Source organism: Streptomyces sp. GS7, assembly GCF_009834125.1.
Classification (GTDB): Bacteria; Actinomycetota; Actinomycetes; order Streptomycetales; family Streptomycetaceae; genus Streptomyces.
On the sequence record NZ_CP047146.1, the window covers coordinates 438,297 to 457,787 of the forward strand.

The window sequence follows — 19,491 nt, forward strand, 5'->3', positions numbered from 1 at the left end:
TCCGGCACGCAATGACGTCCAGCTGGGCATGCCCCAACTCCCGGCCCCGGACTACCCGGCCGACGTACGGGCCCGGCTGGAAGCGGACGCCAGGGAGGTGATCGCCCGCTACCCCGGCTCGCGCTCGGCGCTGCTGCCGCTGCTGCACCTCGTCCAGGCCGAGGAAGGGCACATCACGCGCACCGGCATCCGCTTCTGCGCCGAACTGCTCGACCTGACCACCGCCGAGGTCACCGCGGTCTCGACCTTCTACTCCATGTACCGCCGCCGGCCGAGCGGCGACTACCAGGTCGGGGTCTGCACCAACACCCTGTGCGCGGTGATGGGCGGCGACGCCATCTTCGACGACCTCCAGCACCACCTCGGCATCGGCAACGGCGAGACCACCGAGGACGGCGCCATCACCCTCGAACACATCGAGTGCAACGCCGCCTGCGACTTCGCCCCCGTCGTGATGGTCAACTGGGAGTTCTTCGACAACCAGACCCCGCAGTCCGCCCGGCAGCTCGTCGACGACCTGCGGGCCGGCCGGACCGTCCGGCCCACCCGCGGCGCCCCCCTCTGCACCTTCAAGGAGACCGCCCGGATGCTCGCCGGCTTCCCGGACCGGCGCCCGGGCGCCGTCGAGGCCACCGGCGGCGCCGGTCCCGCCTCCCTGATCGGACTGCGCCTGGCCAAGGGCGAGGTGGCCCCCGGCCACGCGGACCACGTCGTCTCCCCGCGCACCACCGCGGACGGCCCGCCCGACGAGGCCGGCCCCTCTCCCACCACCCCGGACGGAGGGGCTCCGCCCCGCAGCGACGATGCCGCCGGCCCGACGGGCGAGGAGGGGGAGTGATGACCGTGGCAGCCGAGTTCGGCGGCACCCCCCGGCCGCAGGCCGGAGGCGCGAACAGCCCCGAGAAGGTCCTCGCCCCCGTCCTCTCCGCCTTCTGGGACGAGCCCGAGTCCTGGACGCTGGAGACCTATCTGCGCCACGAGGGCTACGAGGGCATGCGCAAGGCCCTCGCGATGGCCCCGGACGACGTCATCGCCTACGTCAAGGACTCCGGGCTCCGCGGCCGTGGCGGCGCCGGCTTCCCGACCGGGATGAAATGGCAGTTCATTCCGCAGGGCGACGGCAAACCGCACTATCTCGTTGTCAACGCCGACGAGTCGGAGCCCGGGACCTGCAAGGACATCCCGCTCCTCTTCGCGAACCCGCATTCCCTCATCGAGGGGATCGTGATCGCCGCTCACGCGATCCGGTCGCACCATGCCTTCGTCTACCTGCGCGGTGAGGTCGTGCCCGTACTGCGCCGGCTGCACGAGGCCGTGCGCGAGGCGTATGCGGCGGGCTTCCTCGGAAAGGACATCCTGGGGTCGGGACTCGACCTGGACGTGATCGTGCACGCGGGCGCCGGCGCGTACATCTGCGGTGAGGAAACCGCGCTGCTGGATTCCCTGGAAGGCCGTCGCGGACAGCCCCGTCTGCGTCCCCCTTTCCCCGCGGTGGCCGGCCTGTACGCCTGCCCCACTGTCGTGAACAACGTCGAATCCATCGCGTCGGTTCCCGCGATCCTGAACAAGGGCAAGGACTGGTTCAGGTCGATGGGCAGCGAGAAGTCCCCGGGCTTCACGCTCTACTCGCTCAGCGGCCATGTGGCCAACCCCGGCCAGTACGAAGCCCCGTTGGGCGTCACGCTGCGCCAGCTGCTCGACGTCAGCGGCGGGATGCGGCCCGGCCACCGGCTCAAGTTCTGGACGCCCGGCGGCTCTTCGACACCGATGTTCACCGACGAGCACCTCGACGTCCCGCTCGACTACGAGGGCGTCGGCGCGGCCGGTTCGATGCTCGGCACCAAGGCGCTGCAGTGCTTCGACGAGACCACCTGCGTCGTCCGGGCGGTCACCCGCTGGACCGAGTTCTACGCGCACGAGTCCTGCGGCAAGTGCACACCCTGCCGCGAAGGGACCTACTGGCTGGTGCAGTTGCTGCGGGACATCGAAGCGGGCCGCGGCCGGCTCGGCGACCTCGACAAGATCGACGACATCGCCGACAACATCAACGGCAAGTCCTTCTGCGCCCTCGGCGACGGCGCCGCCTCGCCGATCTTCTCCTCGCTCAAGTACTTCCGCGAGGAGTACGAGCAGCACATCACCGGCAAGGGCTGCCCCTTCGACCCCGCCAAGTCGACCCTCTGGGCCGGCACCGACGCCCACCTGGGGGTGAATGCATGACCGTCACGACTGATGCGCCCTCCGGGGGCGGCGAGGCGGCGGTACCGCCGGAGGACCTCGTCACCCTGACGATCGACGGCATCGAGATCTCCGTCCCGAAGGGGACGCTGGTCATCCGCGCCGCCGAACTCCTCGGCATCGAGATCCCGCGCTTCTGCGACCACCCGCTGCTGGACCCGGCGGGCGCCTGCCGGCAGTGCATCGTCGAGGTCGAGGGCCAGCGCAAGCCGATGGCCTCCTGCACCATCACCTGCACCGACGGCATGGTGGTCAGGTCGCAGCTGACCTCGCCGGTGGCCGAGAAGGCCCAGCGCGGGGTGATGGAGCTGCTGCTGATCAACCATCCGCTGGACTGCCCGGTCTGCGACAAGGGCGGCGAGTGCCCGCTGCAGAACCAGGCGATGCAGGTCGGCGACCCGGACAGCCGCTTCGAGGGGAAGAAGCGCACCTACGAGAAGCCGGTGGCGATCTCCACGCAGGTGCTGCTGGACCGCGAGCGCTGCGTGCTGTGCGCGCGCTGCACCCGTTTCAGCAACCAGATCGCCGGCGACCCGATGATCGAGCTGATCGAGCGCGGCGCCCTCCAGCAGGTCGGTATCGGGGAGGGCGACCCCTTCGCGTCGTACTTCTCCGGGAACACCATCCAGATCTGCCCGGTGGGGGCGCTGACGTCGGCCGCGTACCGCTTCCGGTCCCGCCCGTTCGACCTGGTCTCCTCGCCGTCGGTGTGCGAGCACTGCGCCGGCGGCTGCGCGACGCGTACGGACCACCGCCGCGGCAAGGTCCTGCGGCGGCTGGCGGCCGACGACCCCGAGGTCAACGAGGAGTGGATCTGCGACAAGGGGCGGTTCGCCTTCCGGTACGCGCAGCAGCGGGACCGGCTGGAGCACCCCCTCGTGCGCGACCCGGAGTCCGGTGAACTGGAACCGGCGAGCTGGCCCGCCGCCCTGGCGGCCGCGGCCCGCGGACTGGCCGCCGCCCGGGGGCGCGCCGGGGTGCTGACCGGCGGCCGGCTGACCGTCGAGGACGCCTACGCCTACGCCAAGTTCGCCCGGATCGCGCTGCACACCAACGACATCGACTTCCGGGCCCGGCGGCACAGCGCCGAGGAGGCCGACTTCCTGGCCGCCAGGGTCGCCGGCCGCGGCCGGGATCTCGACGGCGGCGGCGTCACGTACACCGCGCTGGAGAAGGCACCGGCCGTGCTACTGGCCGGAGTCGAGGCGGAGGAGGAGGCGCCCGGCGTCTTCCTGCGGCTGCGCAAGGCGCACCGCAGGAGCGGCCAGCGCACGTACGGGCTGGCGAGCCACGCCACCCGCGGACTGATCAAGGCGGGCGGCACGCTGCTCCCGGCGGCGCCCGGTACGGAGACCGAATGGCTGGACGCTCTCGCGGGCGGCGTCGGGCTGGACGGCGTGGGTCGGGCCGCGGCCGAGGCGCTGCGCGCGGACGGTGCGGTGATCATCGTCGGCGAGCGGCTGGCGGCGGTGCCCGGCGCGCTGACCGCCGCGATCCGCACCGCCTCCGCGACCGGCGCCTCCCTGGTGTGGATGCCGCGGCGGGCGGGCGAGCGGGGTGCCGTCGAGGCGGGCGCGCTGCCCGGTCTGCTGCCCGGTGGGCGGCCGGCCACCGATCCGCGGGCCCGCGATGAGGTCGCCGCCGCCTGGGGTGTGGCCGCGCTGCCGCACCGGCACGGGCGGGACACCGGCCAGATCGTCGAGGCCGCGGCGACCGGTGAGCTCGGCGCGCTCCTGGTGGCGGGCGTCGAGGTCGCCGATCTGCCCGATCCGGCACGGGCGTTGACCGCGCTGGACGAGGTCGGGTTCCTGGTCAGCCTGGAGCTGCGGCCCTCTCAGGTCACCGAGCGGGCGGATGTGGTGCTCCCGGTGGCGGCCGTGGTCGAGAAGGCCGGAACGTTTCTGAACTGGGAGGGCCGGGCCCGGCGGTTCGAGGCCGCGCTCAAGCCGGACCAGATGACCCGCCGGCTGCTCCAGCCGGACGCCCGGGTGCTCCAGATGCTCGCCGATGCCATGGACGTCCATCTGGCGCTGCCGGACCTGCGGGCGGTGCGCCGGGAGCTGGACCAACTGGGCGGCTGGGGCGGCCCGTTCGCCGGTGATCCGCTGGAGACGGGGCGTCCGCTGCCCCGCCCGGACGTCGGCGAGGCCGTACTGGCGGGCCACCGGCTCCTCCTGGACCAGGGGCTGCTCCAGGAGGGCGACGAGGCGCTGGCCGGCACCCGGCACGCCGCACTCGCCCGGCTGTCGGCCACCACGGCCGAGGAGGCCGGCGTCAAGGACGGCGACCTGCTGGCGGTCACCGGGCCGGCCGGATCGGTGCAACTGCCGCTCCGCGTCACGCGGATGCCCGACCGGGTGGTGTGGCTGCCGCTGAATTCCGTGGGCGGCGGCGTGGCCGCCGACACCGGGGCGCTCCCCGGTGACCTGGTGAAGGTCTCCGCCGTCCCGGGTACGCCGGCGCCGGCCAAGGAGGTGGACGCATGATGCGGTTCGGTCATCCGGTGGCCGTGCTGGCCCAAGAGGACCTGTCGATGTTCGGGCGTGACCCGTGGTGGCTGGTCGTCGTCAAGGCGGTGTTCTGCTTCGCGTTCCTGATGCTGACGGTGCTGTTCTCGATCGTCTGGGAGCGCAAGGTCGTCGCCTGGATGCAGCTGCGGATCGGTCCCAACCGGCACGGCCCCTGGGGGATGCTCCAGTCGCTCGCCGACGGCATCAAGCTGATGCTGAAGGAGGACCTGGTCGTCCGGCGCGCGGACAAGGTGGTCTACGTCCTCGCGCCCATCGTGGCGGCCATCCCGGCGTTCATGGCGATCGCGGTGATCCCGTTCGGCCCGGCCGGCAACGAGATCTCGATCCTCGGCCACCGCACCCCGATGCAGCTCACCGACCTCCCGATCGGCATCCTCTACATCCTGGCCACGGCCTCGGTCGGCATCTACGGCATCGTGCTGGCGGGCTGGTCCTCCGGGTCGACGTATCCGCTGCTCGGCGGCCTGCGGTCGTGCGCGCAGATGATCTCGTACGAGATCGCGATGGGGATGTCGTTCGCGGCGGTGTTCCTCTACTCCGGGTCGATGTCGACGTCGACCATCGTGGAGTCGCAGCAGAGCAAGTGGTACGTCCTGCTGCTGCCGGTGTCCTTCGTCATCTACATCGTCGCGATGGTGGGGGAGACCAACCGGGCGCCGTTCGACATGCCGGAGTCCGAGGGCGACCTCGTCGGCGGCTTCAACACCGAGTACTCGTCGATCAAGTTCGCGATGTTCATGCTCGCCGAGTACATCAACATGGTCACCGTCTCGGCGGTCGCGGTCACCCTGTTCCTGGGCGGCTGGAAGGCGCCCTGGCCGATCTCGACGTTCTGGGCGGGCGCGAACCACGGCTGGTGGCCGATGCTCTGGTTCGTCATCAAGGTGCAGCTGTTCCTGTTCTTCTTCATCTGGCTGCGCGGCACCCTTCCCCGGGTGCGCTACGACCAGTTCATGAAGCTGGGCTGGAAGGTCCTGATCCCGGTCTCGATGGTCTGGCTGATGCTCGTCGCCACCGTCCGGGCGCTGAAGAACGAGGGCTACGACTTCTCCCGGATCGTGCTGTACGTCGCCGGCGGCGCGATCACGCTGCTGCTGATCTCGCTGCTCGTGGACTTCTTCCGGCGCGGCGAGGAGGAGGAGACGGACGGCGACGGCGCCTTCGACCCGATGGCGGGCGGGTTCCCGGTACCGCCGCTGCCCGGCCAGAGCCTGCCGCCGGTGCCGCGCAGGCGCCCGCGCCGGGACCGCGAGTTGATTGTCAGTGGTCGGGTGGACACTGTGAGTGACGGAAATGAGACCGACGGAAAGGGGGGCGACGGTGCCTGAGTTCCAGAACCCCGTGGCCGGCTTCGGCGTGACCTTCAGGGCCATGTTCAAGAAGCGGCTGACCGAGCAGTATCCGGAGGAGAAGAAGCCGACGGCGCCGCGCTTCCACGGCCGGCACCAGCTCAACCGGCATCCGGACGGGCTGGAGAAGTGCATCGGCTGCGAGCTGTGCGCCTGGGTCTGCCCGGCGGACGCGATCTACGTCGAGGGCGCGGACAACACCGACGAGGAGCGCTACTCCCCGGGTGAGCGGTACGGCCGCGTCTACCAGATCAACTACCTCCGCTGCATTCTGTGCGGCCTGTGCGTGGAAGCCTGCCCGACCCGCGCGCTGACCATGACCAACGAGTACGAACTCGCCGACCGGTCCCGCGAATCGCTCATCTACACCAAGGAGGAGCTGCTCGCGGGCCTGGACGACACGATGGTCGACACCCCGCACGCGATCTATCCGGGCATGACGGAGCGCGACTACTACAACGGGCTGGTGACCGGGGCCGCTCCGGGGACGGTCCGCCAGGTCGCGGTCTCCAAGGGCGAGAAGCCGGCGGACCCGGACCCGGATGCGGATGCGGATGCGGATGCGCAAGCGGCGGCGGATGCGGCAGCGGCCGGGTCGGACGCCCGGGAGAAGGGGGCCCGCGCATGACCGGTCTCGCCGCCACCACGACCTCCTCGGGGGAGGCCGTGCAGTTCTGGCTCCTGGGCATCGTCGCCGTCGCCGGCGCCCTGTCCACGATCTTGATGAAACGGGCCGTGCACAGCGCCCTTTCGCTCGCCGGGACCATGATCGTCCTGGCGGTCTTCTATCTGGCCAACGGCGCCTACTTCCTCGGCGTCGTGCAGATCGTGGTCTACACGGGCGCGATCATGATGCTGTTCCTGTTCGTCGTGATGCTGGTCGGCGTCACCGCCGCGGACTCCCTCAAGGAGACCCTCAAGGGCCAGCGCTGGCTCGCCGCCGGCCTGGGCCTGGGCTTCGGCGTCCTGCTGGTCGCCGGTATCGGCAACGCCTCGCTCCGGCAGTTCAACGGCCTGGGCGAGGCCAACGCAGGCGGCAATGTGCAGGGCCTGGCCGCGCTCATCTTCACCAAGTACGTCTTCGCCTTCGAAATCACCGGCGCGCTGCTGATCACGGCGGCCGTCGGCGCGATGGTGCTCACCCACCGGGAGCGTACGGAGCGCGCCAAGTCCCAGCGGGAGCAGTCCGAGGCGCGGATCCGCGAGGGCAAGCAGGTGCCGCCGCTGCCCGCCCCCGGTGTCTACGCCCGGCACAACGCCGTCGACATCCCCGGCCTGCTGCCCGACGGCACCGCGTCCGAGCTGACCGTCAGCCCGACGCTGCGGGAGCGCGGCCAGGTCCGCGACGTCTCCGGTGAGTCGCTGGCCGAGCTGAAGGCGCTGGAGCAGCGCTCCGAGGACTGGCTGGGGCGGGGCTCCGGCGAGGCGAAGAAACCCAGGCCGTCGGGTCCCGCGGCGCCAAGGGAACCGAAAGAGGGTGCCCAGAAGTGAACCCGGTCAACTACCTCTACCTCGCCGCCCTGTTGTTCACCATCGGCGCGGCCGGAGTGCTGATCAGGCGGAACGCCATCGTGGTGTTCATGTGCATCGAACTGATGCTGAACGCCTGCAATCTGGCCTTCGTCACCTTCTCGCGGATGCACGGGAATCTGGACGGCCAGATCATCGCCTTCTTCACGATGGTCGTCGCCGCGGCCGAGGTCGTGGTCGGCCTGGCGATCATCGTGTCGATCTTCCGCACCCGTCACACGGCCTCGGTCGACGACGCCAGCCTGATGAAGCTGTAAGGGGTCGCACAAAGTGGAGAACTTGATCGCGCTGCTCGTCGCGGCACCGCTGGTCGGTGCGGCCCTGCTGCTGTGCGGCGGCCGGCGCCTGGACCGCGCCGGCCACTGGATCGGCTCGCTCTTCGCGGTGGCCTCGTTCGCCGTCGCGGTGGTGCTCTTCGCCGACATGCTCGGCAGGAGCGCCGAGCACCGCGCCCTGCACCAGCACCTGTTCAGCTGGATCCCGGTCGGCGGCTTCCGGGCCGATCTGGCCTTCCAGCTCGACCAGTTGTCGATGACCTTCGCCCTATTGATCACCGGTGTCGGATCGCTGATCCACATCTACTCGATCGGCTATATGGAGCACGATGAGCGGCGCCGCCGCTTCTTCGGCTATCTCAATCTCTTCCTGGCGGCGATGCTGCTGCTGGTCCTCGCCGACAACTACCTTCTGCTGTACGTCGGTTGGGAGGGCGTCGGCCTCGCCTCGTATCTCCTGATCGGATTCTGGCAGCACAAGCCGAGCGCGGCCACCGCCGCCAAGAAGGCGTTCCTGGTCAACCGCGTCGGCGACATGGGCCTGTCCATCGCCGTCATGCTGATGTTCACGACGTTCGGGACCTTCGCCTTCGGCCCGGTGCTCGCCTCGACGGGCGCCACGAGCGAGGGCAGGCTGACCGCCATCGGGCTGCTGTTGCTGCTGGCCGCCTGCGGCAAGTCGGCGCAGGTGCCGCTCCAGTCCTGGCTGGGCGACGCGATGGAGGGCCCGACGCCGGTGTCCGCGCTGATCCACGCCGCCACGATGGTCACCGCCGGCGTGTATCTGATCACCCGCTCCGGGGCGATCTTCAATGCCGCGCCGGACGCCAGGACGGCGGTGGTCGCGGTCGGTGCGGTCACCCTCCTGTTCGGTGCGATCGTCGGTTGCGCCAAGGACGACATCAAGAAGGCGCTGGCCGGTTCGACGATGTCCCAGATCGGCTACATGGTCCTGGCCGCCGGCCTCGGCCCCGTCGGCTACGCCTTCGCGATCATGCACCTGGTCACCCACGGCTTCTTCAAGGCGGGCCTCTTCCTCGGCGCCGGCTCGGTGATGCACGGGATGAACGACGAGGTGGACATGCGCCGATACGGCGGTCTGCGCAGGCACATGCCGATCACCTTCGTCACCTTCGGCCTCGGCTATCTGGCGATCATCGGCTTCCCCGGGCTGTCCGGCTTCTTCTCCAAGGACAAGATCATCGAGGCGGCGTTCGCCCAGGGCGGCACCGAGGGCTGGATCCTCGGCGGCGCGGCCCTGCTGGGCGCCGCGATCACCGCGTTCTACATGACCCGGGTGATGCTGATGACGTTCTTCGGCGAGCGGCGCTGGGATCCGCAAGAGTTCCATCCGCACGAGTCGCCGAAGGTGATGACGCTCCCGATGATCGTGCTGGCCGTCGGATCGGTCTTCGCGGGCGGGCTGTTCAGCATCAACGACGCCTTCGTCACCTGGCTGGAGCCGGTCACCTCCTTCGCGCACGGCGACTCCCCGGTGAGCGCCGGCGTGGTCACCGCCGCCACGATGGTGGTGCTGGTCGTCGGCGTGGGCATCGCCTGGCTGATGTACGGCCGCAAGGAGGTCCCGGCGGTCGCCCCGCACGGTTCGCCGCTGACCCGGGCGGCCCGCCGCGATCTGCTCCAGGACGACTTCAACCACGTCGTCCTGGTGCGCGGCGGTGAGCATCTGACCCGCACGCTGGTCTATCTCGACCACTCCCTGGTGGACGGCGCGGTCAACGGCACGGCGGCCTCGGTGGGCGGACTCTCCGGCCGGCTGCGCCGGTTGCAGACCGGCTTCGTCCGCTCGTACGCGGTCCAGATGCTGGGCGGGGCCGCCGTTCTCGTCGCCGCGACCCTGCTGATGAGGGGTGTCTGAGCCATGGCAGCCTTTTCCTTCCCCCTGCTGACGGTCACCGCCGCGGTCCCGGCGATCGGTGCGATCGCCACCGCCGCGGTGCCCGCCGCCAGGCGCACCGCCGCCAAGTGGCTGGCGCTGCTGTTCTCGCTGGCCACCCTGGCGCTGGCGCTGGTGATCGCCGTCCGCTTCCGGCCCGGCGCCAAGGGCCCGTTCCAGCTGACCGAATCCCACGCCTGGATCCGGGACTTCGGGGTCCGCTACGACCTCGGGGTGGACGGCATCGCGGTCGCCCTGATCGGGCTGACCGCGCTGCTGATCCCGTTCGTCATCCTGGCGGGCTGGCACGACGCCGACCCCCTGGAGGGCGCGACGCCGAACCGCCGGTGGCGGCCCACCCAGGGCTTCTTCGCGCTGATCCTGGCCGTCGAGGCGATGGTGGTCGTCTCCTTCGAGGCCACCGACGTCTTCCTCTTCTACATCTTCTTCGAAGCCATGCTGATCCCGATGTACTTCCTCATCGGCGGCTTCGGGGACCGGGCCGGCCCGCACGGCGAGGAGCAGGCCGCCGTCCAGCGGTCGTACGCCGCGGTGAAGTTCCTGCTCTACAACCTCGTCGGCGGCCTGATCATGCTGGCCGCGGTGATCGGGCTGTACGCCGTCACCGCGCACCAGTTGGGTGCCGGCACCTTCTCGCTCCAGCAGATCGTCGAGGCGCGGGCGTCCGGCCGGCTGACCCTCGGCACGGGTACCGAACGGCTGCTGTTCCTCGGCTTCTTCTTCGCCTTCGCAGTCAAGGCCCCGCTGTGGCCGCTGCACACCTGGCTGCCCAACGCCATGGGCGAGGCGACCTCGCCGGTCGCGGTGCTGATCACCGCGGTCGTCGACAAGGTCGGCACGTTCGCGATGCTCCGCTTCTGCCTCCAGCTCTTCCCGCAGGCCAGCAGCTGGGCCACCCCGGCCATCCTGGTGCTGTCGCTGATCAGCATCCTCTACGGCGCGCTGCTCGCGGTCGGCCAGCGGGACATCAAGCGGCTGATCGCCTACGCCTCGATCTCCCACTTCGGCTTCATCATCCTGGGCATCTTCGCGATGACCTCCCAGGGCCAGGGCGGCGCGACGCTCTACATGGTCAACCACGGCATCTCGACCGCCGCGCTGATGCTGGTCGCCGGGTTCCTGATCAGCCGCCGCGGCTCGCGGCTGATCGCGGACTACGGCGGCGTCCAGAAGGTCGCCCCGGTCCTCGCCGGCACCTTCCTCGTCGGCGGTCTGGCGACCCTCTCGCTGCCCGGACTGGCCCCGTTCATCAGCGAGTTCCTGGTCCTGGTCGGCACGTTCAGCCGCTATCCGGCCATCGGTGTCGTCGCCACCCTCGGCATCGTGCTGGCCGCCCTCTACGTCCTCGTCCTCTACCAGCGGACGATGACCGGCCCGGTCAGGGCGGAGGTCGGCGGGATGCGCGATCTCAGGGCCCGGGAGCTGGTGGTGGCCGCGCCGCTGATCGCGCTGCTGCTCTTCCTCGGGGTGTATCCCAAGCCGCTGACCGACATCGTCAATCCGGCCGTCGGCCACACCCTGTCCGTCGTGGACAAGAAGGACCCCAAGCCCACCGTGCAGGTGACCGCCGTGCCCGGCCATGGCCGACCCGGCCAAGCCGTGCGTGATCAAGACGTGGAGGCCGCGAAGTGAGTCCCGTGGCAAGTGTCCACAGCCTGTGGACAACGGCGGCCGGCACGCCGGGCAGGATCCCGGCGCCGCACATCGAGTACGCCCAGCTGTCGCCGACGCTCATCGTCCTCGGCGCCGCGGTGGCCGGCATCGTGATCGAGGCGTTCCTGCCGCGCCGCAGCCGCTACTACGCCCAGCTGCTGCTGTCCGTGGTGTCGCTGGCCGCCGCGTTCGCCGCGGTGATCGGCCTGGCGGCCGGCGGCTTCGGATCGTCCAGGGCGCATCTGGCCGCGATGGGCGCCCTCGCCGTCGACGGCCCCGCGCTCTTCCTCCAGGGCACGATCCTGCTGGTGTCGCTGATCGCGGTCTTCACCTTCGCCGAGCGCCGGCTCGACCCCGCAGCGCACGGCAACCACATCGACTCCTTCGCCGCGCAGCCCGCGGCCGTCCCCGGCGGCGCCGCCGAACAGGCCGCGGTCAAGGCCGGGTTCACCACCACCGAGGTCTTCCCGATCCTGCTCTTCGCGGTCGGCGGCATGCTGATCTTCCCCGCGGCCAACGACCTGCTGACCCTCTTCATCGCCCTGGAGGTCTTCTCCCTCCCGCTGTACGTCCTGTGCGCGCTGGCCCGCCGGCAGCGGCTGCTCTCGCAGGAGTCCGCGGTCAAGTACTTCCTCCTCGGCGCCTTCTCGTCCGCCTTCCTGCTGTTCGGCGTGGCGCTGCTCTACGGCTACGCCGGCACGGTGACGTACGCCGGGATCGCCGAGGTGGTCTCGGACGGCGCCAAGCAGGTCGACCCGGCGCTGGCCGGGACGATGGGCAATGACGCGCTGCTGCTGATCGGCGGGGCCCTGCTGCTGATGGGCCTGCTGTTCAAGGTCGGCGCGGTGCCCTTCCACATGTGGACACCGGACGTCTATCAGGGCGCCCCCACGCCGGTGACGGGCTTCATGGCCGCCGCCACCAAGGTCGCCGCCTTCGGCGCGCTGCTGCGGCTGCTGTACGTCGTGCTGCCGGGGATGCGCTGGGACTGGCGGCCGGTGATGTGGGGCGTCGCGATCGTCACGATGCTGGGCGGTGCGGTCATCGCCATCACCCAGACCGACATCAAGCGGCTGCTGGCCTACTCCTCCATCGCGCACGCCGGTTTCATCCTCGCCGGTGTCATCGCGGCCAGCAAGGACGGCATCTCCTCGGTGCTCTTCTACCTCGCCGCGTACTCCTTCGTGACGCTCGGCGCGTTCGCCGTGGTCACCCTGGTGCGGGACGCCGGCGGCGAGGCCACCCACCTGTCCAAGTGGGCCGGTCTGGGCCGCCGTTCACCGCTGGTGGCCGCGGTCTTCGCGGTCTTCCTGCTGGCCTTCGCGGGCATTCCGCTGACGTCCGGGTTCGCCGGGAAGTTCGCGGTGTTCAAGGCGGCGGCGGAGAGCGGCGCGGGCTGGCTGGTGGTGGTCGGTGTGATCTCGTCGGCCATCGCGGCGTTCTTCTACATCCGGGTGATCGTGCTGATGTTCTTCAGCGAGCCCAAGACGGACGGCCCGACGGTCGCGGTGCCCAGCGCGCTGACGTCCACGGCCATCGCGGTCGGGGTCGCGGCCACCCTGGTGCTCGGCCTGGCGCCCCAGTACTTCCTCGACCTGGCGGGCCAGGCGGGGGTGTTCATCCGCTGAGGGCCCCGCGGCCCGCCGGCGAACGTCCGCCGCCCGGTACCCCGTCGCGGGTACCGGGCGGCGGCCGTTGTGCGGCGCGCCGGTCAGCTCTTCGGCAGGTCCGGGAGGCTCGGCATGTCGGGGATCTTCACGCTGCCGTCCTCGCTCTTGGTGTACTTCTCGGTCGGGCCGCCCTTCCAGGAGACGGTCAGCGTCTTGCCGTCCGCGCCCGGCTTGAGGGTGCCCATGGTGCGGGTGGTGTCCCCGTCGGTGCACTTGAGGACGGCCATGGTCGTCCCGGCCATCTTCTCGACCTTGCCCATGCAGGCGGACTTGTGGCCGTTGCTGAACGCGATGGTGCCCTTGGCGACCACGAGGACCAGCGGGCCGGCGGCGGTGCCGCCCTTCCACGCGCCCTCGACCGCGGTGGCGCCCGCGGCCTTGCCGTCGCCGCCGCCCGGAGTCGACGGGGCGGCCTCCGGCGTCTTGCTGGGGGTGCTGCTGTCCTTGCTGCCGCCGCTGCTGCCGCAACCGCTGAGCAGCAGCGCGGCGACGGCGACCGCCCCGGCGAACTGCGCTGCCTTGCGCACGTACGTCTCCTCCGTTGTGGGACAGGGACCCGTGAGGCTAGCAGCGGGCCGGGGCGGCCGACACCGGTCGCCGTGGAGAGGACCTGGCCCCCGCTCGCCGCGGCCTTAATCCAAGCTCTCCACTCCGTTCGAGCGGCCGGCCCACCGCGGCCCGGCCGCACGGTGCGGCGGTGATCCGCCCGGCCGCCTCCGGGGCGGCGAGGGCCGCCCGGCCACCCCGTACCGCACGAACCGGCGGGTGACCGGGGGCCGGCCGCGCGCCGGGGCGAGGGCGGGCGGCAGCAGCTCCTCGGGGAGGGTGGGCTACGGGCCGGTGCGGTGCGTCACGCCGGGCCGCCGGCCGGGACCTCACGGGCCGGCAGCACCCGGCCGGTGACCTCGCCCAGGCCGATCCGGGAGCCGTCCGGCCCCGGCGCCCAGGCGGTGAGGGTGATCTCGTCGCCGTCCTGGAGGTAGGGGCCCTTGCCCTGGGTCAGTTCCAGCAGGCAGCCGAGCTGGTCGGGCTCGGGCCCGGAGACGGTGCCGGAGGCGTACAGGTCGCCGGTGCGCAGCGAGGCGCCGTTGACGGTCATGTGGGCGAGCTGCTGGGCCGCCGTCCAGTACATCGCGGCGAACGGCGGGCGGGAGATCACCTCGCCGTTGTGGGCCACCTCGATCCGCAGGTCGATGCCGCCCGGCTCGGCCGCCGCGTCGTCGAGGTAGGGCAGCGCCGCGGTGTCCCGGGCGGGCGGCGGGGTCCGGGACGCGTCGAAGGCGTCCAGCGGCGTGATCCAGGCGGAGACGGAGGTGGCGAAGGACTTGCCGAGGAACGGGCCGAGCGGGACGTACTCCCACGCCTGGATGTCGCGCGCGGACCAGTCGTTGACCAGGCAGACGCCGAAGACGTGGTCGCGGAAGCCGGCCAGGTCCACCGGCTCGTGGAGTGCGGAGGGGGTGCCGACGACGAAGCCGACCTCGGCTTCGATGTCGAGGCGGGTGGACGGGCCGAAGACCGGCGCGGCGTCCTCGGGGGTCTTGCGCTGGCCGTTGGGCCGGACCACCGGGGTGCCGGAGACGACGACGGTGCCCGCCCGGCCGTGGTAACCGATCGGCAGGTGCTTCCAGTTGGGCGGCAGCGCGGCGCCGTTCGGACGGAAGATCTTGCCGACGTTGGTGGCGTGGTGCTCGCTGGAGTAGAAGTCGACGTAGTCGGCGACCTCGAAGGGGAGGTGCAGGGTGACGCCGTCCAGCGGGTGCAGCAGCGGGGTCACCGCGGTGCGGTGCGCGGGGTCGGTCAGGGCGGTGCGGACGGCCGCGCGGACCTGCTGCCATACGGGGCGGCCGGCGGCCAGCAGCGGGTTGAGGGTGGCGGCGGCGAGCAGTTCGCCGTGCGGCGCGGGGACGACGGAGGGCAGTGCGCCGGGCAGTGCGCTCAGGTCCAGGACCCGGCTGCCGTAGCGGACGCCGATCCGGCGCCGGTCGGGCGCGTCGGCGGTGCTGAAGACGCCGTAGGGAAGGGTGTGCGGGCCGAAGGGGTCGCCTTCCGCCAGGTCGAACGGGCTCTGCTCCGGGCTCTGCTCGGGCATGGACGCTGCTCCTCGCGTTCGTCGTGGTCGCCGGTGGGCGGCCGGTGGTCCGTCGATCAGGGTACGGCCGGGGGCGCGCGGCGGGGCGGTCCGCGCCCGGGAATCGGACGGTGTGCCGATGGGGGGCAACCCTCCGGTTTTGGCAATGTCCGGAAAAGCCTTGCTGCACTGCGCAATTCGGTCCTAGCGTCCTTTGCGGGCACGGGCCGGGGGGCGTCCCGTCGGGGCCGTTCCGTTGGGGGGACATGTGGTGCGCAGGGGCGTACGGCTCGGGGCCGATCGGACCGTGCCGGGACTGATCGTGAAGATCGGCCGGTATCCGCTGCACCACGGCGGTGTCGGCGCGATCCGCAGCCTGGGGCGTCTCGGGGTGCCCGTGTACGCCGTCACCGAGGACCGTTTCACGCCCGCGGCGGCCTCCCGCCATCTGGCGGGCCGGTTCGTCTGGCCCACCACCGGGCGGGAGGATCCGGCGCGGCTGGTCGAGGGGCTGCTGCGGATCGGTCGCCGGATCGGCCGGCCCGCGGTGCTGTTCCCGACCGACGAGGAGGCGGCGGTGCTGATCGCGGAGCACGCCGCGGATCTCGCCGGATCGTTTCTGTTCCCCCGCGTCGATCCCGCGCTGCCCCGCCGACTCGCCAGCAAGCAGGGCCTGCACGAACTCTGCGCCGCGCACGGGGTGCCCACGCCGGCCGCCGCCTTCCCCCGCTCGTACGCGGAGATCGCGGCGTACGCGGACCGGGCCCGCTTCCCCGTGGTGGCCAAGAACCGGGAGGCGTTCGTCCGGCGCAGCCGGCCCGCGGTCGCCGGGACGACCCGGATCGGTGGACCGGACCGGCTGCTGGACCTGGCGCGCGACTGGGGCCCGCGGCCGGCGGTGATCCTCCAGGAGTACCTGCCGGGCGAGCAGGCCGAGGACTGGATCGTGCATGCCTACTGCGCGGAACACGGCGCGGTACGGGTGCTGTTCACCGGGGTCAAGGTGCGCTCCTGGCCGCCGTACGCGGGGATGACGGCCTGTGCGCACGTCGTCGACAACCCCCAACTCGCCTCCATGACCGGCGACTTCGTGCGGCGTATCGGCTTCGCCGGGATCGCCGACCTGGACTGGCGGCTCGACCGCCGGGACGGCCGCTACAAGCTGCTGGACTTCAACCCGCGGATGGGCGCCCAGTTCCGGCTCTTCGAGAGCACCGCCGGGGTGGACGTCGTCCGCGCCCAGCACCTCGCGCTCACCGGGCGGCCGGTGCCCGAGGGCGTGCAGCGGGCCGGGCGCCGCTTCGTCGCCGAGAACATCGATCTGCCCGCGCGGCTCGCCTACGGGCGCGACCGTACGGGACCGCGCGGACCGGCACGGGCCGCCGGAACCGAACTGGCGTGGTTCGCCGGCGATGACCCGCTGCCGTTCTTCACCATGCTCGCGCGCAGCGTCGGGCCGGGCGCCCGGCATCTGGTGCAGCTGCGGCGGGTGGGCCGCCGCGCCGGTACGGCCGGGGGCCGTTTCACGTGAAACTCCGCCGTGGGGAGGGACCGAAGTGAGCACTCCGGTAGCGGTCATAGGGGCCGGGCCGTTCGGGCTGGCGACGGCCGCGCATCTGCGGGCCCGCGGCCTGCCGGTACGGGTTTTCGGGCAACCGATGGACAGTTGGGAGGAGCGGATGCCCTCGGGCATGCTGCTCAAGTCGACCCCGGCCGCGTCCAGCATCGCCGTCCCGCACACCGGGCACACCCTGGGCGACTTCTGCGCGGCGGTGGGGGAGCGGCGCCATGCCTCCGACTGGGACGTCATCCCCGTCGAGACCTTCGTCCGCTACGGCCGGTGGGTGCAGCGGCGGCTGGTCCCGGAGTTGGAGCGGGTCCGGGTGGTCTCGGTCGACCGGCGGGCGGACGGCTTCGAGCTGAAACTGGACAGCGGTGAGCAGTTCGGCGCGCGGGCGGTGGTCGTCGCCACCGGACTGAGCGGGCTGGCGCACCTGCCGCCCGTACTGGCCGCCGCCGTCCCCGCAGGGCCGTCGGCCGCCGGGCCCGTCTCGCACAGCTCCCAGCACCGCGACCTCGCCGCGCTGGCCGGCCGCGAGGTGGTGGTCGTCGGCGCCGGGCAGTCGGCCCTGGAGAGCGCGGTGCTGCTCGCGGAGGCGGGCGCGGCGTCCGTGCGGGTGGTGGCGCGCGGGCGGGCCGCGGTGGGCTTCGGCGCGCCCCCGGACCGCCAGCCGCGGCTGCGTCCGTCCTCGCCGTTCGGCAACGCCTGGTCGCTGTGGGCGCTGACCCAGTACGCGGGCGGCTTCCGCCATCTCCCGGTGCCCGCCCGGCGGTTCCTGGTGCGCCGGGTGCTCGGCCCACTGGGCGCGTGGTGGCTGCGGGACCGCTTCGTGGGACGGGTGCGGGTGACCCAGGGGCGGGCGATCGACCGGGCCGAGGTGCGCGACGGCCGCCCGGTGCTGTCGCTGCGCGGCCCCGACGGGCGCGGCGGCGAGCTGGCCGCCGACCACGTACTGGCCGCGACCGGCTACCGGGTGGCGCTGGGCGCGCTGGACTTCCTGGGCCCGGGACTGCGGACCGGGATCACCGTGCGGGCGGGCGGGCCGCTGCTGGACGCCGGTTTCGGCTCGTCCGTACCGGGGTTGTACTTCACCGGCCTTACGGCCGCCGCGTCCTTCGGGCCGCTGATGCGCTTCGTGTGCGGCACGGACTTCGCCGCGCCCCGGCTGGCGCGGGCGGTGGCGCGGACCTACGGGTGAGGCGGCGGGGCACCCGGCGGTACCGGAGCGCGCCGTGAGCGGCCAGGCCGGCCGCGCGGCCGGCCGGAACGACCTGCGTGTCGAGGAGATCGGGGCGGCCGGGGGCACCGGGGGACACCGTTGCGGTCGGGGAAGGGGCCGGCCGCCCGGCGCCTGGTGCTCGCGGGTGCGCCGATTCCGGTCGACACCGCGGCGGGGCCGCTGGCCGGGACGGTGGTGCGCCTGCGCCGCAAGGGGCGTTCGGGGGCTCGTACGCCTCTCTCACCCCCTCCCTCTCAGGGGTGATGCGTGCCGGGAGGTGATCCGGGACGCGGCTGCGGGGCGGCTTCTGTGCTGGCCGAGTGGTTCGGGGGGCGGGCGCTCACGGTGATCCAAGTGCGACCGGATACGCTGGCCAATGGTGAAGACAGCGACAGATCGACATTCCGTTTGATCGTCAGCAGACAGGAGTACCCCTCGTGACCGTCGTCGGGCCCATTGGGCTGAGCGTGCGGGACCAGGCTCTTGAGGCCGATGTCCAGGCCGGGTTGGCGGCTGTCGAGGAGGGCCTTCTGGAGGCCACCAAGAGCGACGTGCCGTTCATCACCGAAGCCGCGCAGCATCTCGTGCGGGCCGGGGGCAAGCGGTTCCGCCCGATGCTCTCGATGCTGGCGGCCCAGTTCGGCGACCCGTACAGCCCCGGTGTGGTGCCCTCGGCGGTCGTCGTGGAGCTGACGCACCTGGCGACGCTCTACCACGACGACGTGATGGACGAGGCCGATGTGCGCCGCGGGGTGGCCAGCGCCAACGCCCGCTGGGGCAACTCCGTCGCGGTGCTGACCGGTGACTTCCTCTTCGCCCGCGCCTCGCACATCCTCGCCGACCTCGGGCCCGAGGCGGTCCGGATCCAGGCAGAGGCGTTCGAGCGCCTGGTGACCGGGCAGATCCTGGAGACCGCGGGGCCGCGCGACGGCCGCGACCCGGTCGACCACTATCTGGACGTCATCGCGGGCAAGACCGGCTCGCTGATCGCGGTCGCCTGCCGCTTCGGCGCGATGATGTCGGGGGCCGACGAGTCGACGGTCAACATCCTCACCCAGTACGGCGAGCGGCTGGGCACCGCCTTCCAGCTGGCGGACGACGTTCTGGACATCGCCAGCGACTCGCACGAGTCGGGCAAGACGCCCGGTACGGACCTGCGCGAGGGCATTCCGACGCTGCCCGTGCTGCGGCTGCGGGCGCTCGCCGAGAGCAGCGCCGGCACCCCCGAGGACCGCGCGCTGTGCGAGCTGCTGGCCGGCGATCTCACGGACGACGCCCGGCACGCCGAGGCGCTGGCCGGGCTGCGCGCCCACCCGGCGCTGGAGCAGGCCCGCCGGGACACGGTGCGCTACGCCGAGGACGCCCGCGCGACGCTGGCGCCGCTGCCCGAGTGCATGGCGAAGTCGGCGTTGGAGGGGCTCTGCGACACGGTGGTGCACCGCGCGGGGTGAGGCCGGGGTGTGGTGCCGGCGGAGG

Annotated in this window: 15 protein-coding genes; 13 read left to right on the plus strand and 2 right to left on the minus strand. The window is 72.0% G+C overall.

Annotated elements, in window-relative coordinates; genetic code table 11:
• Positions 1-28 precede the first annotated feature (28 nt).
• From nuoE to nuoN, 10 genes are read left to right on the plus strand one after another with little or no spacing between them, the layout of a single operon-like run.
• A complete protein-coding gene (nuoE, locus tag GR130_RS01955; protein WP_159509653.1) occupies positions 29-838 on the plus strand; it encodes an NADH-quinone oxidoreductase subunit NuoE in 810 nt (269 codons plus the stop codon).
• Positions 838-2,220: an NADH-quinone oxidoreductase subunit NuoF gene (gene nuoF, locus GR130_RS01960; RefSeq protein ID WP_159503104.1), complete on the plus strand. Its 1,383-nt coding sequence runs from the start codon at positions 838-840 to the stop codon at positions 2,218-2,220. The genes nuoE and nuoF overlap by 1 nt, the downstream gene beginning before the upstream one ends.
• Positions 2,217-4,724 (plus strand): NADH-quinone oxidoreductase subunit G, encoded by a 2,508-nt coding sequence (locus tag GR130_RS01965; RefSeq protein ID WP_159503105.1) that lies wholly within the window; start codon positions 2,217-2,219, stop codon positions 4,722-4,724. The genes nuoF and GR130_RS01965 overlap by 4 nt, the downstream gene beginning before the upstream one ends.
• Positions 4,721-6,097, plus strand: a complete 1,377-nt coding sequence (gene nuoH, locus GR130_RS01970; protein ID WP_159503106.1) for an NADH-quinone oxidoreductase subunit NuoH — start codon at positions 4,721-4,723, stop codon at positions 6,095-6,097. Before GR130_RS01965 ends, nuoH begins: the two co-directional genes overlap by 4 nt.
• A complete protein-coding gene (gene nuoI, locus GR130_RS01975) occupies positions 6,090-6,746 on the plus strand; it encodes an NADH-quinone oxidoreductase subunit NuoI (protein ID WP_201304777.1) in 657 nt (218 codons plus the stop codon). Before nuoH ends, nuoI begins: the two co-directional genes overlap by 8 nt.
• Entirely contained in the window at positions 6,743-7,609 is an 867-nt protein-coding gene (locus GR130_RS01980) for an NADH-quinone oxidoreductase subunit J (protein WP_159503108.1), read from the plus strand. The genes nuoI and GR130_RS01980 overlap by 4 nt, the downstream gene beginning before the upstream one ends.
• Positions 7,606-7,905 carry an NADH-quinone oxidoreductase subunit NuoK gene (gene nuoK, locus GR130_RS01985; RefSeq protein ID WP_006604821.1) on the plus strand — a complete coding sequence of 100 codons (300 nt, stop codon included), beginning with the start codon at positions 7,606-7,608 and terminating at the stop codon, positions 7,903-7,905. Before GR130_RS01980 ends, nuoK begins: the two co-directional genes overlap by 4 nt.
• Positions 7,906-7,918: 13 nt before the next feature.
• Positions 7,919-9,802, plus strand: coding sequence for an NADH-quinone oxidoreductase subunit L (gene nuoL / locus GR130_RS01990; protein WP_159503109.1), 1,884 nt, complete (start codon positions 7,919-7,921; stop codon positions 9,800-9,802).
• Between the two features lie 3 nt (positions 9,803-9,805).
• The gene (locus tag GR130_RS01995) at positions 9,806-11,473 is read left to right on the plus strand and encodes an NADH-quinone oxidoreductase subunit M (RefSeq protein WP_159503110.1); all 1,668 of its coding nucleotides are present in this window, start codon (positions 9,806-9,808) and stop codon (positions 11,471-11,473) included.
• Positions 11,470-13,122: an NADH-quinone oxidoreductase subunit NuoN gene (gene nuoN, locus GR130_RS02000; RefSeq protein WP_159503111.1), complete on the plus strand. Its 1,653-nt coding sequence runs from the start codon at positions 11,470-11,472 to the stop codon at positions 13,120-13,122. Before GR130_RS01995 ends, nuoN begins: the two co-directional genes overlap by 4 nt.
• Before the next feature lie 83 nt (positions 13,123-13,205).
• Here the strand turns inward: nuoN and GR130_RS02005 are convergent, their stop codons facing one another.
• Both GR130_RS02005 and fahA read right to left on the minus strand, forming a co-directional pair.
• A complete protein-coding gene (locus GR130_RS02005) occupies positions 13,206-13,691 on the minus strand; it encodes a hypothetical protein (protein ID WP_159503112.1) in 486 nt (161 codons plus the stop codon).
• A 323-nt stretch (positions 13,692-14,014) separates the two neighbouring features.
• Entirely contained in the window at positions 14,015-15,256 is a 1,242-nt protein-coding gene (gene fahA, locus GR130_RS02010; protein WP_159503113.1) for a fumarylacetoacetase, read from the minus strand.
• A 286-nt stretch (positions 15,257-15,542) separates the two neighbouring features.
• On the opposite strand from fahA, the gene GR130_RS02015 reads away from it, so the two are divergent.
• From GR130_RS02015 to GR130_RS02025, 3 genes are all read left to right on the plus strand, one after another.
• The gene (locus GR130_RS02015; protein WP_328707536.1) at positions 15,543-16,766 is read left to right on the plus strand and encodes a carboxylate--amine ligase; all 1,224 of its coding nucleotides are present in this window, start codon (positions 15,543-15,545) and stop codon (positions 16,764-16,766) included.
• Between the two features lie 25 nt (positions 16,767-16,791).
• Positions 16,792-17,994, plus strand: a complete 1,203-nt coding sequence (locus tag GR130_RS02020; RefSeq protein ID WP_159503115.1) for an FAD-dependent oxidoreductase — start codon at positions 16,792-16,794, stop codon at positions 17,992-17,994.
• Between the two features lie 458 nt (positions 17,995-18,452).
• Complete coding sequence (locus tag GR130_RS02025) at positions 18,453-19,466, plus strand: polyprenyl synthetase family protein (RefSeq protein WP_159503116.1); 1,014 nt, start codon at positions 18,453-18,455, stop codon at positions 19,464-19,466.
• Positions 19,467-19,491: the final 25 nt, after the last annotated feature.